This is a genomic window from Nonomuraea sp. NPDC050733 (assembly GCF_040654215.1).
Lineage (GTDB): Bacteria > Actinomycetota > Actinomycetes > Streptosporangiales > Streptosporangiaceae > Nonomuraea.
This window is the reverse complement of record NZ_JBFAHO010000011.1, coordinates 24,606-38,760: the sequence shown is the minus strand read 5'-3', so window position 1 is coordinate 38,760 and position 14,155 is coordinate 24,606. Positions and strand designations below refer to the sequence as shown.

The following is a 14,155-nucleotide window of genomic DNA, read 5'->3' as shown; positions in this document are numbered from 1 at the left end:
CCCTACGGGCCCCGAAAGACCGCTCAGATGAGCGCGTGCGGCTCGGCGGAGCCGTACTCCACCAGGTGGGCCGCGCCCAGCAGCCAGCGGTCCTCGTCGCGCACGCGGACGTAACCGAACCGGTCGGCGGAGAAGACCTTGATCCCGTCGGCCCGGCACCGGCGCATGAGGACGTCGTCCCAGCCTTCGGTGAGGTCGGCGAAGCCGAGCTGGCGCAGGGTGTTGCGGCGGGCCAGCAGCGTGGCGCCGGCCACCTCCGGCAGGTAGGAGTACTCGGCCTCGGGCCGCTTGAGCAGCGTGGCCTGGGGCTTGCGCAGGTGGGCGTAGTAGGAGGCCTTGCCGACGATGTCGGCGGTGCTGAACAGGAAGGCGCGGCGCAGGTCGGCCAGGTAGTGGATGCCGTAGACGTCGCGCGGGTCCATGACGCCCACCAGGTCGGCCTCGCACAGGTCGAGGCCGCGGCCGAGCATGGCCCCGGCGGACAGCGACGGGTCGAGGTGGCGGAAGAGCACCTCGGTGCCGGGCATGACGTCGCGGGCCCGCTGCTCGGCCTCGGGCGGCCCGAACACGATGAGCTGGGCGGGCCGTACCGACTGCCGGGCGACCTGGGCCAGCGCGTGCTCCATCAGGAAGCGGTCGAGGACCGGCAGCAGCAGCGACACCTCCAGCGTGGCGCGGGCGCTGGGCAGGCCGATCACCTCCAGCAGGTCGTCGATCCGCTCGGTCATCGTGCCGCCGTCGTAGGCGCGGCGCATGGCGACGTGCGCGCGGCGCGAGTCGGGCTCGTCGCCGATCGACGTGCCGCAGGCGGCGAGCTCCGCGAGCCGCCACGGCGGGGTGCCGGGCGGGCAGTCGACGGCCGCGGGCCAGCGGTAGGAGGTGAGCACGTCGGGGTAGGTCAGGTGGCCCGGAAGGAGCTGCTCCAGGGTGAGCACCCGGTCGATGCGCCCGCCGGAGAGCGGGATGGGGTTGTGCACGCGCGGCTGGACGCCGAAGGACAGGCGCGGCCACCCGGTGGCGGGGTCGGTGCTGAAGCGGTGCTCGAACAGCCCGGCCGCGGCCCGGTAGGGGGCCACGTCGCCGCCCGTGTGCCAGAACACCGTGCGGATGCCCCGCTCGGCGCACCAGGCGAGCAGCGCGCGCAGGCCGTCACCGGGCTCGCCGGTGATCTCCTCGGCCCACGGCCCGCTCCTGACGGACTCCACGACGAGCAGGTGCGGGACCTCCTGCGGCAGGACCCGGGCGAAGTCGCGCGGGGTGAAGCCGGTCGTCTGCCGCCACTCGTAGCGCAGCAGCGCCTCGGCGTGCGGGTCGGCGACGACCGCCGCGGTGAGGTGGGGCCGCGTGTTGGGGCCGGTGGGGATCCGGTACGGCTTGAGCTTGAAGGAGTGGCCGCCGAGTGTCCGCGTGGAGGTGGTGGCCTGGTAGGCGGCGCCCGGCCGCTCGTCCTTGGCCCGCTGGACGGCGACGGGCCGGCGCTTGGGCGCGATGGGCCGCTTGACCGGCTTAGCGGCGCCCTTGAGGCCCTTGGCCAGCAGCACGGGGTTGCTCTTACCGCTCCGGATGGCGTCACCGAGGCGGTTCCAGCGGGCGACCTTGATGGAGGACAGCTTCCAGTTGGCGACCTCGGCCTGGTAGCGCTGCTCGGCCAGGTCCTTGCGGAGCTTCTCGGCGGCGGCGCGCTCGTCCTCCAGCCGCTCCTCGGCCTCGGCCAGCCGCTCGGCGAGCGCCTTGGCCTCCTCGGTGCTCCGCTCGGCCTCGGCCAGGCGCGCCTGGGCGGCGTCGAGCAGCCGGGCCAGCTCGGCCGCGTGCTCCGCCTGCGCGATCGCGTCACGCAGCGCGCGCCTCGTGCTCTCCAGCTCCGTGCTCACCAGACCTCCGTTCGCCAGCCCGGCAAAGGATACTCTTCTGCGGAAGCGTCTCGAAGGGATGAGATCCGGTGCAGTTCAACGTGCGGCCCTACGTCTGCGGCGCTCTCGGCCGGATCGACCCCGTCGTGCTGGGGAAGCTCACGGGCGCCGGGCCGCGGGTGCGCCCCGCCCTCCAGGTGCCCGGCGCCGCGCTGTTCAGCTCGGCCCCGCTGCCGCCGTACCACCGGGCGGAGGGCTCGTTCGCGTTCGCCTGGGGCGAGCGCAGGCCGTCCGGCTCGCTGGAGGGCGGCTGGATGACGGTGGCGGAGACGTACGAGACCCCGGGGCTGATCGGCGAGGGCGAGCGGGTCACCCTGCACGCCGGCGCGCTGGGCCTGGTCGACGTCTACTACGTGCGGCTGGGCGAGGCCGTCTACTTCTCGTCGCTGATCCAGCCGCTGCTGGCGCTGGTGCCGGTGGAGATCGACTGGGCGGCGTGGGCGTCGATCCTCCAGGTGACGTTCCCGCTGGGCGAGGCGACGCCGTTCGCCGGGGTCAGCCGGCTGCCGGGCTCGGGCGCGCTGGTCTACGACCAGGACCGGCTGGCCACCGAGCGGCGGCTGCCGCGCTGGCTGCGCGGCGAGCCGTACGAGACGTGGATCAGCGCCGGCGAGCTGCTGGAGATCCTGCACGAGGTCTACAAGGACTACGAGGGGCGCAGGCTGCTCGTGCCGGTCAGCGGCGGCTACGACTCGCGGCTGCTGTGCGCGGTGGCCGTGGCGCGGGGCGCCGACGTGGAGTCGTGGACGACGAGCCCCGACGACGGCACCGACACCGACATCGCGTTCGCGCGGGCCATCACGCGGGAGCTGCGCGTCCCGCACCGGGTGATCACGCAGGACGCCGCCGCGTACCCGGGCGACGCCCGTGAGGTGGCGCGCCGGCTGGAGTACCTGACGCCGCACCACGCCTGGTACGCGCCGTTCGCCAAGGAGGTCCACGGGGCCGGCCGGGTGCTGGTCGACGGCCTGGCGGGCGGCCCGTTGCTGAAGAACTTCATGGTCAGCGGCGCCGCGCTGGAGGCCAGGTCGCAGGCCGAGCGGTCGGCGGCCGTGCTGCGGTCGCTGAGCCTGGGCGAGCCGTCGCAGCCGTTCCTGTCGCCGGGGGCGCGCGAGTGGATCGAGGAGGCGGTCAGGGAGCAGTTCGCCGCGGCCACCTCGATGTTCCACGGGCACCGGGCGGAGCTGCCGCTGTCGGTGCTGCACACGCGGACCGTGCGGGGCATCGCGCGTTCCGCGGTCAACCTGGTGGGGCCGGAGGCGTCGTTCGCGGCCCCGTTCGTCCACCCGGACTTCTTCGACGCGGCGCTGTCGGTGGGCGTGGCCCGCAAGGACAAGGGCCGCTTCTACCGGGAGCTGCTGCACGCGGCCGACCCGCGCGTTGCGGCGCTGCCGTCCACGAACGTGGTCAAGCAGCCGCTGCGGCGGGTCCCGCTCCGCTCCACCGCCGCGCCCGCGCGCGCGTACGCGCACGGGATGCTGCAGACGGTCGCCGAGCGGGTTCCGGCCCTGCTGTCGGAGGAGCTGCACGAGGTCGTGTGGGGCGGCCCGGACGCGCTCACGCGCTTCGGGGGCTGGAACGACAGGTTCTGGGTGCGCGGGCTGGTGCTGCTGGGCCTGTGGCTGAACGACTTCGAGAACGATCTCGGCGAGGTCGCTCCGCCGTTCTAGATGAACTCATGGTAACAGGACGATTACATATGGATCTCCGGGGGTACGACGAGATCACGGCACAACCGGGTTCCGGAAAGCCATCGGGCTGGTAGTGTTCGGCCCGTAAGCGCCGCACAAGCGGGCACCGGATCACAAATCCGGTCCCGTCAAGGGCATGGGGTTCGCAGGGATGACGACCTCAGGCGGCGCAGTCACCAGATAACAACGCCGGGGAACCGGTGACTCCGTCCTGCCCACATCTCCTTCTGTGAGCGACACATGATCAACGCATCCCCATCGCCGGAGCCGGTTTCCGAGACGTTCGTCTCAGAAGATCCCTCCTGGTACAAGCGGGCGGTGTTCTACGAGGTTCTCGTCCGGGGGTTCAAGGACTCCAACGGCGACGGCACCGGAGACCTTCGCGGTCTCATCGAGAAGCTGGACTATCTCGAATGGCTCGGCGTCGACTGCCTGTGGCTGTTGCCGCTGTACGAGTCACCGCTGCGTGACGGCGGGTACGACATCTCGGACTACATGAAGATCCTGCCCGACTTCGGGGATCTCGGGGACTTCGTCCAGCTCATCGAGTCGGCCCACGAGCGTGGCCTGCGCATCATCACCGACCTCGTGATGAACCACACGAGCGATCGGCATCCGTGGTTCCAGGCGTCCCGGCACGATCCCGAAGGCCCCTACGGCGACTTCTACGTCTGGGCCGACGAGCCGACCGGCTACCCGGACGCGCCGATCATCTTCATCGGGGCCGAGGAGTCCAACTGGACCTACGACCCCGTGCGCAAGCAGTACTACTGGCACCGCTTCTTCCACCACCAGCCGGACCTCAACTACGACAACCCGGCCGTGCAGGAAGCAATGATCGAGGTCCTGAGGTTCTGGCTGGACCTCGGCATCGACGGCTTCCGTCTGGACGCCGTTCCCTACCTGTTCGAGCGGGAGGGCACCGCGTGCTCCGGGCTGCCGGAGACGCACGCGTACCTGAAGAAGATCCGCGCCGAGGTGGACCGCCTCTACCCCGACCGGGTGCTGCTGGCCGAGGCCAACGGCTGGCCCGAGGACGTCGTCGAGTACTTCGGCGACCCCACCACGGGTGGCGACGAGTGCCACATGGCCTTCCACTTCCCCCTGATGCCGCGCATCTACATGTCGGTCAAGAAGGAGACGCGCGAGCCGATCTCCGAGATCATGTCGCGCACGCCGAAGCTGCCCGACAAGGCGCAGTGGGGCATCTTCCTCCGCAACCACGACGAGCTGACGCTCGAGACGGTGTCGGAGGAGGAGCGTGACTACATGCACGCGGAGTACGCCAAGGACCCGCGCATGCGGGCCTACCTCGGCATCCGCCGCCGGCTCGCGCCGCTGCTCGACAACGACCGCGACCGCATCGAGCTGTTCACGGCGCTGCTGCTGAGCCTGCCCGGCTCGCCCGTCATGTACTACGGCGACGAGATCGGCATGGGCGACAACATCTGGCTGGAGGACCGTGACGCGGTCCGCACGCCGATGCAGTGGAGTCCCGACCGCAACGCCGGGTTCTCCTCGGCCGACCCCGGGCGCCTCTACCTGCCGGCCGTCATGGACCCGATCTACGGCTACCAGGCGGTCAACGTCGAGGCGCAGCTGCGCAACCCCGGCTCGCTGCTCCACTTCACCCAGCGCATGCTGGAGATCCGGCGCGAGCACCCCGTGTTCGGCACCGGCGCGTACACCGAGATGTGGTCCTCCAACACGTGCGTCCTGACGTTCGTGCGCGAGGAGGGCGACGACGTGATGCTGTGCGTGAACAACCTGTCGAAGTTCCCGCAGCCGGTGGAGCTGGACCTGCGCCGCTTCGCCGGGAAGACGCCGGTCGAGGCGCGGGGCGGGGTGTCGTTCCCGCTGATCGGCGAGTCGTCGTACACCCTGACCCTGCCGGGTCACGGCTTCTACTGGTTCGCCCTGAAGGGCTGACCTGCTTGTCTCGCCCTGAGCGGCCGCCAGCGCCGCTCAGGGACGCGAGGAGGGGACAGGTGCCGGTCACCGTGTGGCGACCGGCACCTGCGCGCGTGCGGCCCGCCTGGCCGGGATGAGCGCCACCGCGAGCGACGCCCCCACCGCCACGAGCACGGCCAGCGTCATCGTCAGCGGCGACGGCGAGCGGCCGATGCCGGCCCCCACCCCGCTCGTGTGCCCCTGCAGATCGATCAGGCCCGTCACCACCGACATCCCGGTCGCCGCGCCGACCGCCACGCCCACCACGACGAGCAGGCCCGTGCCGGTGACGAGCGTGGCCATCACCTGCCGTGGCGTCAGCCCCATGGCCTTGAGCACGGCCAGGTCGAAGGCGTGGTCGCGCAGGCCGAGCGCGCTGGCGGTGAGCAGGTTGGCCAGGCCGATCAGCGCCAGGACGGCGATCAGGGCCACGATCACCACCCGGATGACCGACAGCCGGTCGGCCGGGTTGACCACCCGCTGCACGTTCAGGCTCTCCCCCGACTCGGCCAGCAGCCTGGCCCGCACCTCCGCCGGGTCGGCGCCGGGACGCAGCGCCAGCGCGTAGTACTCCGGCGGCACCGAGTCCTTGGCCGCCAGGGTGTCGAGCCCCACGGACAGCACCTCGCCGTCGAGGTCCGGCTCCACGGCGCGGCCCACGATGCGCACGATGAGCGGCGAGCCGCCCACGGTCAGCCGCACCCGGTCGCCGATCCGGACGCCCAGCAGGTCGAGCAGCCCCTGCCCGGCCACGGCCTCGCCCGGCTGGGTGAACGTGCGGCCCTCGACCACCGGGAACGGGTACGGCTCGGCGGTGGTGCCGAGCGCCCGCACCCGCACGGAGCGGGCCTCGCCGGGGGCCAGGGCGTTGACGTCCGTGCCCGGATAGAGGGCGCGCACGCCGGGGTCGCCGGCCGCGATGCGCCGCGCCTCGGCCGACTCCAGCTTGCCGGGGCGCACGTACAGGGAGGCGTGCTGGCCGACCTGCTCGGGATGGCTGAGGAAGTTGTCGAGGGTGGACCAGACGCCCAGCCCGATCGTGATCATCATCATCGGTACGGCCAGCCCGAACGCGGTCAGGAACGCGGGCAGCCGCCGGGTGAAGGCGTCGCGGGTGCCGAGGATCAGGGCGGGCGGCAGCCGTACGAGCAGGGCCAGGCGGGCCAGGCGCGACAGGTGGCCGCGCGGCGGGGCCGCCGGGACGGCGGGGATGGGCGGGGTGCGTCCGCCGCGCCAGGCGGGCAGCCCGACGGCGGCCAGCACCCCGAGCGCGGTGCAGCCGACGATGGTGAGCACCGGCACGGGCGCGACGGAGGTGGTGCCCAGCGCGGCCACGGTGCCCGCCCAGCCGGTCAGGGCGCCGACCGCGATGCCGAGCAGGCCGAGCGCTCCGTGCTCGGCCAGCAGGAGCAGCGTCACCTGGCCGCCGGTGAACCCCATGGACTTGAGCGTGGCCAGGTCGCGGAGCTGGCCGAGCACCCGGCCGCCGGCCGCGTTGGCCAGGGCGAGGGCCGCGGCGACCATGCCGACCACCCCGAACAGCGCGAGCAGCGTGCCGAGCAGCCGGTTGTCGAGCTCCATGGCCGCCCGCACCTCACGCCAGGTGTAGACGCGCTGGAGCTGGTCCTCCAGCATGACGACGACGCGCTGCGAGACGATCTGGGCGGCCTCCGGGTCGGACAGGCGCAGCCCGGTCACCCACTCGCTGCGGCCCAGCATCGGCTCGATCCGGTCGAGCATGGACGGCAGCACCCAGGCCAGGCCGGGGGTCCACTCGGGGTAGAAGCCCTGCTCGGCCGAGTCGGCGATGCCGCGCACGTACAGGGTGTGGCGCTCGCCGCTGAGCGCGATGACGGTGAGCGGCGAGCCGGTCGTCAGGCGCAGCGCGGTGGCGAAGGACCGCTCGACCACGACGCCGTCGACCTGCGACTGGTCGAGCCACCGGCCCTCGGTGACGACGGGGTGGGCGACCTGCGTGACGGCCGAGGGCAGCGCGCGCAGCGCCGCCGGCTCCTTCTTGCCGTCGCGGGCGACGGTGACGGGCGCCGACCGGTACGGCCCGGCGACGTGGGTGACGCCGTCGATGGCCCCGATCTCGTCCGGCGGGCTGTCCTTGGTGTAGAGCCACACATGGGCGCCGTTGGTCTGGGCGAACAGGCTGCGCCACGGGTTGGTGCCGTCCTCCAGCAGGGTGACGGCGGCGATGAGGGCGGCCACGATGCCGGCCACGAGCAGCACGGTCAGCGCCGCCTGGCCCTTCCTGGCCCGCAGGTCGGCGGCGATCCACCGGCTCCCGGCCCGCACCGTGCTCATCCCCGTGCTCATCCCGCTGCTCGTCCCGCTGCTCGTCCCGGTGCTCATCGCAGGTCGATGACCTCGCCGGCCGTTCCGGTGCGCCGGCGCGCGATGCGGCCGTCGTCGACGATCTGGCCGTCGAACAGCGACACCAGGCGGTCGGCCAGGCTCGCCACGCGGGCGTCGTGGGTGACCATGACGATGGTCTGGCCCTGCTTGTGGACCTCGCCGAGCAGGCGGAGCACGTCGCGGGTGTTGCGGCTGTCGAGGTTGCCGGTGGGCTCGTCGGCCAGCAGCACACTGGGCTTGTTGGCCAGCGCGCGGGCGAGCGCCACCCGCTGCTGCTCCCCGCCGGAGAGCTGCGCGGGCGCGGCGTCGGCCCGGTCGCCCAGGTTGAGCGCGTCGAGCAGGCTCTCGCGGCGCTCGCGGGCCTCCTTGGGGGAGACGCCGGCCAGCAGCGCGGGCAGCTCAACGTTGTCGGCCACGGTCATGTTGGCCACGAGGTTGAAGAACTGGAAGACGAAGCCGACCTTCTTGCGGCGCAGCATCGCCCAGGCGCTCTCCGAGAGGGTGTCGACGCGCTTGCCGTCGAGCCAGATCTCGCCGCTGGTACGGGTGTCGAGGCCGCCGAGCATGTGGACGAGCGTCGACTTGCCGGAGCCGGACGGCCCCATGATGGCGACGAACTCGCCCGGCTCGACCTCCAGGTCCACGCCCCGCACGGCCGGCACCGGCACCGCGCCACCGGAGTAGATCTTGACCAGGTTGACCGCCTTCAGCACGGCGCTCATGCCAGATCCTCCTGGCAGCGCTCCAGCCAGTCGAGGTCGGCCTGCAGGTGCAGCATGGCGCCCTCGATGAGCAGCCCGGCCACCCGGTCGCGGGGGTCGGTGCGCGAGAGCAGGTCGTTGAGATCCGCCATGAGGGAAAGATAGTGCCGCCGCTGACGACTGATGAGCGCCATGCGGTCGGCGATGCCGGTGAGCGGGGCCAGGACGAGCTTCATGAAGAACTCGTCGCGCACCCGTGGACCCTCGGTGGGCTCCTCGACCCAAGCGGTGAGGGATTCCCTGCCCTTGGCAGTCAGATAGTAAACCTTCTTGTTCGGTCGGTTGGACTGCTCGACATCCACCGCCCTGACCAGGCCGTCCTTCTCCAGCCTGCCGAGCGTCACGTATATCTGGCCGATGTTGGGGGAAGGGTAGGCGGACCCGAAGGTCTGCTCCAGAGCCTGCTTCAGCTCGTATCCGTGCGCCGGCTCCTTGGCCAGCAGGGCGAGCAGATGAGGCCGCACGCCTCACCCCCTTCCCTTGCGTTACGTGAGCGTTACTAGGTCATCCGTTGACCGACACATTACCTGTGTGCATAACATGAATGCATCTACCTAACACGTATGTAATCCCGAGAAACGTGGAGGTAACAGGGTGCTTCGCTCTGTTCCGCTTGTCCTGGCCGTCCTGCTGGCGGCCGGATGCGCCGGGACGGGCGACGAGGGCGGTGGCGAGACCGGGACCGGCGGTACAGGCCCCATCACGTTCGCCACCGGACGCGACACCACGGCGTACCTGCAACCCCTGCTGGATCGCTGGAACCAGGCCCACCCGGCCGAGAAGGTGACGCTCCTCGAACTGCCCGAGGCCGCCGACGAGCAGCGCGCGCAGGTGGTGGCCAACCTCCAGGCCCGCAGCAGCCGGTACGACGTGCTCGGACTGGACGTTGTGTGGACCGCGGAGTTCGCGGACAACGGCTGGATCATCCCCCTGGAGCGCGGGCTCTTCCCGCTCGACAGGTTCCTGCCGACGGCCGTGGAGACCGCGGTCTACAAGGACAAGCTCTGGGCCGTGCCGTACACGACCAACGCGGGGCTGCTCTACTACCGCACCGACCTGGCGAAGAAGCCGCCCAGAACATGGGCGGAGCTTCGCGAGCAGGCGCAAGAGGTCACGAAAAAGCACGAGATAGACGGTTACGCCGGACAGTTCCTCGCCTATGAGGGGCTGACCGTCAACTTCATCGAGGCCTTCCAGTCGGCCGGCGGGCAGATCGTCAGCCCGGACGGCACGAAGGTGGCCCTGGACCCGGCCAAGGCGAGCACCGCGCTGAAGTTCCTCCAGCGGGGGCTGCGCGAAGGCTGGATCCCCAAGGAGTCACTGACCTACAAGGAGGAGGAGACGCGGCTGGCCTTCCAGGACGGCCGGCTCGCCTTCGCCCGCAACTGGCCGCACGCCTACGGGCCGGCCAGGGCGAAGCTCGGCTCCAAGGTCGGCGTCACGCGCCTGCCAGGTCTGGACGGGCCGGGCTCGAGCACGCTCGGCGGCACCAATCTGGCCGTCAGTGCCTCGTCCAAGCACCAGCAGACCGCACAGGAGTTCATCCGCTACTTCACGGGCCTGGAGAACGAGCGCCGGGTCCTCACCGAGGGGTCCTTCCCGCCGGTGTGGACCGAACTGTACGACGATCCGGAGCTGATCAGGCGCTACCCGTACCTGCCCGTGCTCAAGGAGAGCATCCTCGCCGCCAAGCTCCGGCCGGCGAGCGCCACCTACAACCAGCTGAGCCTGGTGATCGCCAGTTCGGTCGCCAAGGTGCTCAGCCCTCCTTACACCGAGTCCGCCGACGACGTCGCGGCCTCGATGAGATCCGAACTCGAAGAGATCATCAGAACCCAGTGAGGGAAGTCATGGCAAAAGCCAGAGCAGCAGTCATCCTGGCAGGGCTCGCCGTAGCCGTCGCCGCCTGCGGCAACGCGCCGACGGCGTCGGAGCCCGCGGCGTCGGGTTCGGCGAGCGCGCCCGGTGGCGGCGCGAAGACCCTCGAAGGCGTCAAGCTGGAGGTCGCCGCCAAGTGGACCGGTGACGAGCAGAAGAACTTCGAGCAGGTGCTCAAGGCCTTCTCCGACAAGACCGGCGCCAAGGTCACCTACGCCTCCACCGGTGAGGACACCGGCGCCTACCTCGGCCCGCGCATCCAGGGCGGCAGCCCGCCGGACGTGGCCATCCTGCCGCAGCCGGGCCTGGTCCAGCAGTACGCCAAGCAGGGCGCGCTCAAGCCGCTGACCGACGCCGTGTCCAAGGAGATCGACGCCAACTACACGCCGTACTGGAAGGACCTCGGCTCCGCCGACGGCAAGCTGTACGGCGTGCTCATCAAGGCCGCCCACAAGTCGCTGGTCTGGTACCGCACGCAGACGTTCCAGGACGCCGGCGTCCAGGAGCCGGCCACCTGGGACGACCTGATGAAGGCCGCGCAGACCATCGCCGACTCCGGCACCGCGCCGTTCTCCCTCTGCGGCGCGTCCGCCTGGACCCTGACCGACCTGTTCGAGAACATCTACCTCTCGACGGCCGGCCCCGAGAAGTACGACCAGCTCTCCAAGCACGAGATCCCGTGGACCGACCCGAGCGTGGCCACCGCGCTGGAGAAGATCGCGCAGATCGCCGGCAAGCAGGAGTTCATGGTCGACGGCACCTCCGGCACCATGCAGACCGACTTCCCGACCTGCGCCAACAAGGTCTTCTCCACCAAGAAGTCCGCCATGGTGATCGAGGCCGACTTCGTGGCCACCTCCATCGCCCAGGCCAAGGCCAAGGTGGGCGAGGACGCCAAGGCCATCCCGTTCCCGAAGGCCGGTGACACCGCCCCCGTCATCCTCGGCGGCGACGTCGCGGTCGCGATGAAGGACTCCCCCGGCGCCATGGCGCTGCTCGAGTTCCTCGCCTCCAAGGAGGGCGGCGAGATCTGGGCCAAGCTGCCCGGCTACCTGTCGCCCAACAAGAACGTCTCCCCCGACAACTACCCCGACCCGCTGACCAAGCAGCTCGGCCAGACGATCGTCTCCGCCGGTGACACCGTCCGCTACGACATGTCGGACCTCGCGCCGAGCGCCTTCGGCGGCACCGACGGCAAGGGTGAGTGGAAGATCCTGCAGGACTTCCTCCGCAAGCCCACCGACATCAAGGGCGCGCAGTCCGCGCTCGAGGCCGAAGCCAAGAAGGCCTGGAAGTAAAGAGGTAAGGCCGTGACCGAACGGTTGGACGGCCCGGCCCCGGTGGCGCCGCGCGAGGAGGAGACCTCGCGCGGCGGCGCATCCGGACCGGCTGATACCCCCCACACCAAACTACGCCTCGGCCCCTCCCCGGCGGTCGCCATCGCCTTCCTCCTCCCGGCGGCGGTGCTGCTGGGCGTCTGGGTGGTCTACCCGATCGTCTACTCGTTGTTCCGCAGCCTCTTCGACGCCTCGGGCACGGGGTTCGTGGGACTGGGGAACTACGCGACGATCTTCACCGACAACGGGATGCTCACGACGATCAGGAACAACCTGATCTGGGTCGTCGTGGCGCCGATCGTGGTCACCACCCTGGGCCTGATCTTCGCGGTGCTCACCGAGCGGATCAGATGGTCGACGGCGTTCAAGCTGATCGTGTTCATGCCGATGGCGGTCTCGCTGATGGCCGCCGGCGTGATCTTCCGTCTGGTGTACGACGAGAGCCCGGACAAGGGCGTGGCCAACGCCATCCTCACGACCGTGCACGACACGTTCTCCTCCTCCCAGGGCTACCCGGAGGCGCGCCCCCGCGAGGGCGGCCAGTCGCCGGTGGCCGCGAAGGACGGCGCGGTCGTCACCACGCAGCCCGTACAGGCGGGACAGCCGGTGCTGATCCCGATCGTGGGCGTCAAGCCGGCGGCCATGCCGACGAACGCCCAGTCCGCCAAGGCGCCCACGGGCGGCAGCGGCCTGACCGGCACCGTGTGGTTCGACTTCACCCCCGGCGGGGGCGGCGCCCCCAACCAGGTGGACTCGGGCGAGAAGGGCCTGCCCGGCATGACCGTGGAGGCGGTCAAGGACGGCAAGGTCGCCGGGACCGCCACGACAGCCGAGGACGGCTCGTTCCGCTTCGACGGTCTGCCGGCCGGCTCCTACGTCGTACGGCTGCCGCAGGACAACTTCAAGGCCGCCTACAACGGCCTGACCTGGCTCGGCCCGACGCTCATCACACCGGCGATCATCGGCGCGTTCGTCTGGGTGTGGGCCGGGTTCGCCATGGTGCTGATCGCGGCGGGCCTGGCGGCCATCCCGCGTGACGCGCTGGAGGCGGCCCGCATCGACGGCGCGACGGAATGGCAGGTGTTCCGCCGGATCACGGTGCCGCTGCTGTCTCCGGTGCTGCTGGTCGTCTTCGTCACCATGATCATCAATACGCTGAAGGTCTTCGACCTCGTCTTCATCATCGCGCCGTCCTCGGTCCAGCCGCAGGCGAACGTGGTGGCGCTGGAGATGTGGCGCGTGGCCTTCGGCGGCGGCAACAACCAGGGGCTCGGCAGCGCGCTGGCGATCTTCCTGCTCATTCTGGTCCTGCCTTTCATGATCATGAATATCCGCAGGTTCAGGAGGGAGAACGCATGACGACCGCGACCGCCACGGCCGCTCCCGCCGGCCTGCACGCGGGGGCCCCGCGCAGGGGCTTGGCCAGCAAGATCGTGGACCGCATCGGCAGCGGCGCCGTCCAGGTCGTCATGGTGCTGCTCGGCCTGTTCTGGCTGGTGCCCACGATCGGCCTGTTCGTCGTCTCGCTGCGCACGGTGGACGTCAACAACGCCGAGGGCTGGTGGACGGTCTTCACCAAGCCCGCCGAGCTGACCTTCAAGAGCTACACCAGCCTGCTGTCCAGCGGCTTCACCGCGTCGTTCTGGAACACCGTGGCCATCACGGTGCCGACCACGATCCTGGTGATCGGCATCGCCGCCATGGCCGCCTACGCGTTCGCGTGGATGGAGTTCAAGGGCCGCGACACGCTGTTCCTCGTCGTGGTGGGCCTGCTCATCGTGCCGATCCAGATCGCGCTGATCCCGGTCGCCGCCATGTACGGCGGCATGGGGATCTTCGGCACGATCCCCGGCGTGGTGCTGTTCCACACGGCGTTCGGCCTGCCGTTCGCGATCTTCCTGCTCCGTAACTTCTTCGTCGGCATCCCGGCCTCGCTGCTGGAGGCCGCGCGCATGGACGGCGCGCCGGAGTGGAAGATCTTCGTCTCGGTGGTGTTCCCGCTGGGCAAGCCGGCGATCGCCTCGCTGGGCATCTTCCAGTTCCTGTGGGTGTGGAACGACATGCTCATCGCGCTGGTGTTCGCCAACACCGAGAACCAGCCGATGACCAAGGCCCTCCAGTCGCAGATGCGGCAGTTCGGGTCCAACGTGGACATCCTGTCCTCGGGTGCGTTCCTGTCGCTGATCGTCCCGCTGATCCTGTTCTTCGCCTTCCAGCGGTACTTCGTCCAGGGCATGATGGCCGGCTCCGTCAAGTAACGGCCG

10 protein-coding genes are annotated in these 14,155 nt (G+C 70.5%); 6 read left to right on the top strand and 4 right to left on the bottom strand.

What is annotated here, in order from left to right; genetic code table 11:
• Positions 1-23 precede the first annotated feature (23 nt).
• Positions 24-1,871: a hypothetical protein gene (locus AB0H64_RS19895; protein WP_357626292.1), complete on the bottom strand. Its 1,848-nt coding sequence runs from the start codon at positions 1,869-1,871 to the stop codon at positions 24-26.
• Positions 1,872-1,939: 68 nt separating this feature from the next.
• Here AB0H64_RS19895 and AB0H64_RS19890 point away from each other — a divergent pair, with 68 nt between their 5' ends.
• Together AB0H64_RS19890 and treS are read left to right on the top strand one after the other, a co-directional pair.
• Complete coding sequence (locus AB0H64_RS19890) at positions 1,940-3,580, top strand: asparagine synthetase B family protein (protein WP_357626289.1); 1,641 nt, start codon at positions 1,940-1,942, stop codon at positions 3,578-3,580.
• A gap of 261 nt (positions 3,581-3,841) precedes the next feature.
• The gene (gene treS / locus AB0H64_RS19885) at positions 3,842-5,530 is read left to right on the top strand and encodes a maltose alpha-D-glucosyltransferase (protein WP_357626287.1); all 1,689 of its coding nucleotides are present in this window, start codon (positions 3,842-3,844) and stop codon (positions 5,528-5,530) included.
• Positions 5,531-5,596: 66 nt separating this feature from the next.
• Here the strand turns inward: treS and AB0H64_RS19880 are convergent, their stop codons facing one another.
• Genes AB0H64_RS19880 through AB0H64_RS19870 form a run of 3 tightly spaced genes read right to left on the bottom strand, consistent with a single transcriptional unit; the run spans position 5,597 to position 9,140 of the window.
• Positions 5,597-7,912, bottom strand: a complete 2,316-nt coding sequence (locus tag AB0H64_RS19880; RefSeq protein ID WP_357626285.1) for an FtsX-like permease family protein — start codon at positions 7,910-7,912, stop codon at positions 5,597-5,599.
• Positions 7,909-8,637 carry an ABC transporter ATP-binding protein gene (locus tag AB0H64_RS19875; protein ID WP_357626283.1) on the bottom strand — a complete coding sequence of 243 codons (729 nt, stop codon included), beginning with the start codon at positions 8,635-8,637 and terminating at the stop codon, positions 7,909-7,911. The genes AB0H64_RS19880 and AB0H64_RS19875 overlap by 4 nt, the downstream gene beginning before the upstream one ends.
• Positions 8,634-9,140 carry a PadR family transcriptional regulator gene (locus AB0H64_RS19870; protein WP_175594099.1) on the bottom strand — a complete coding sequence of 169 codons (507 nt, stop codon included), beginning with the start codon at positions 9,138-9,140 and terminating at the stop codon, positions 8,634-8,636. The genes AB0H64_RS19875 and AB0H64_RS19870 overlap by 4 nt, the downstream gene beginning before the upstream one ends.
• Positions 9,141-9,270: 130 nt before the next feature.
• On the opposite strand from AB0H64_RS19870, the gene AB0H64_RS19865 reads away from it, so the two are divergent.
• From AB0H64_RS19865 to AB0H64_RS19850, 4 genes are read left to right on the top strand one after another with little or no spacing between them, the layout of a single operon-like run.
• Positions 9,271-10,518 carry an ABC transporter substrate-binding protein gene (locus AB0H64_RS19865; protein ID WP_357626280.1) on the top strand — a complete coding sequence of 416 codons (1,248 nt, stop codon included), beginning with the start codon at positions 9,271-9,273 and terminating at the stop codon, positions 10,516-10,518.
• Positions 10,519-10,526: 8 nt separating this feature from the next.
• Positions 10,527-11,852: an ABC transporter substrate-binding protein gene (locus tag AB0H64_RS19860; protein ID WP_357626276.1), complete on the top strand. Its 1,326-nt coding sequence runs from the start codon at positions 10,527-10,529 to the stop codon at positions 11,850-11,852.
• A 12-nt stretch (positions 11,853-11,864) separates the two neighbouring features.
• Positions 11,865-13,250 (top strand): ABC transporter permease subunit, encoded by a 1,386-nt coding sequence (locus tag AB0H64_RS19855; RefSeq protein ID WP_357626274.1) that lies wholly within the window; start codon positions 11,865-11,867, stop codon positions 13,248-13,250.
• Positions 13,247-14,149 carry a carbohydrate ABC transporter permease gene (locus AB0H64_RS19850; protein WP_357626271.1) on the top strand — a complete coding sequence of 301 codons (903 nt, stop codon included), beginning with the start codon at positions 13,247-13,249 and terminating at the stop codon, positions 14,147-14,149. The genes AB0H64_RS19855 and AB0H64_RS19850 overlap by 4 nt, the downstream gene beginning before the upstream one ends.
• The last annotated feature ends 6 nt before the right edge of the window (positions 14,150-14,155 follow it).

Excerpts from the sequence above, each read along its gene's own strand:
- treS (WP_357626287.1), top strand. The coding sequence starts at position 3,842 with ATGATCAACGCATCCCCATCGCCGGAGCCGGTTTCCGAGACGTTCGTC.
- AB0H64_RS19880 (WP_357626285.1), bottom strand. The coding sequence starts at position 7,912 with ATGAGCACCGGGACGAGCAGCGGGACGAGCAGCGGGATGAGCACGGGG.
- AB0H64_RS19875 (WP_357626283.1), bottom strand. The coding sequence starts at position 8,637 with ATGAGCGCCGTGCTGAAGGCGGTCAACCTGGTCAAGATCTACTCCGGT.
- AB0H64_RS19860 (WP_357626276.1), top strand. The coding sequence starts at position 10,527 with ATGGCAAAAGCCAGAGCAGCAGTCATCCTGGCAGGGCTCGCCGTAGCC.
- AB0H64_RS19850 (WP_357626271.1), top strand. The coding sequence starts at position 13,247 with ATGACGACCGCGACCGCCACGGCCGCTCCCGCCGGCCTGCACGCGGGG.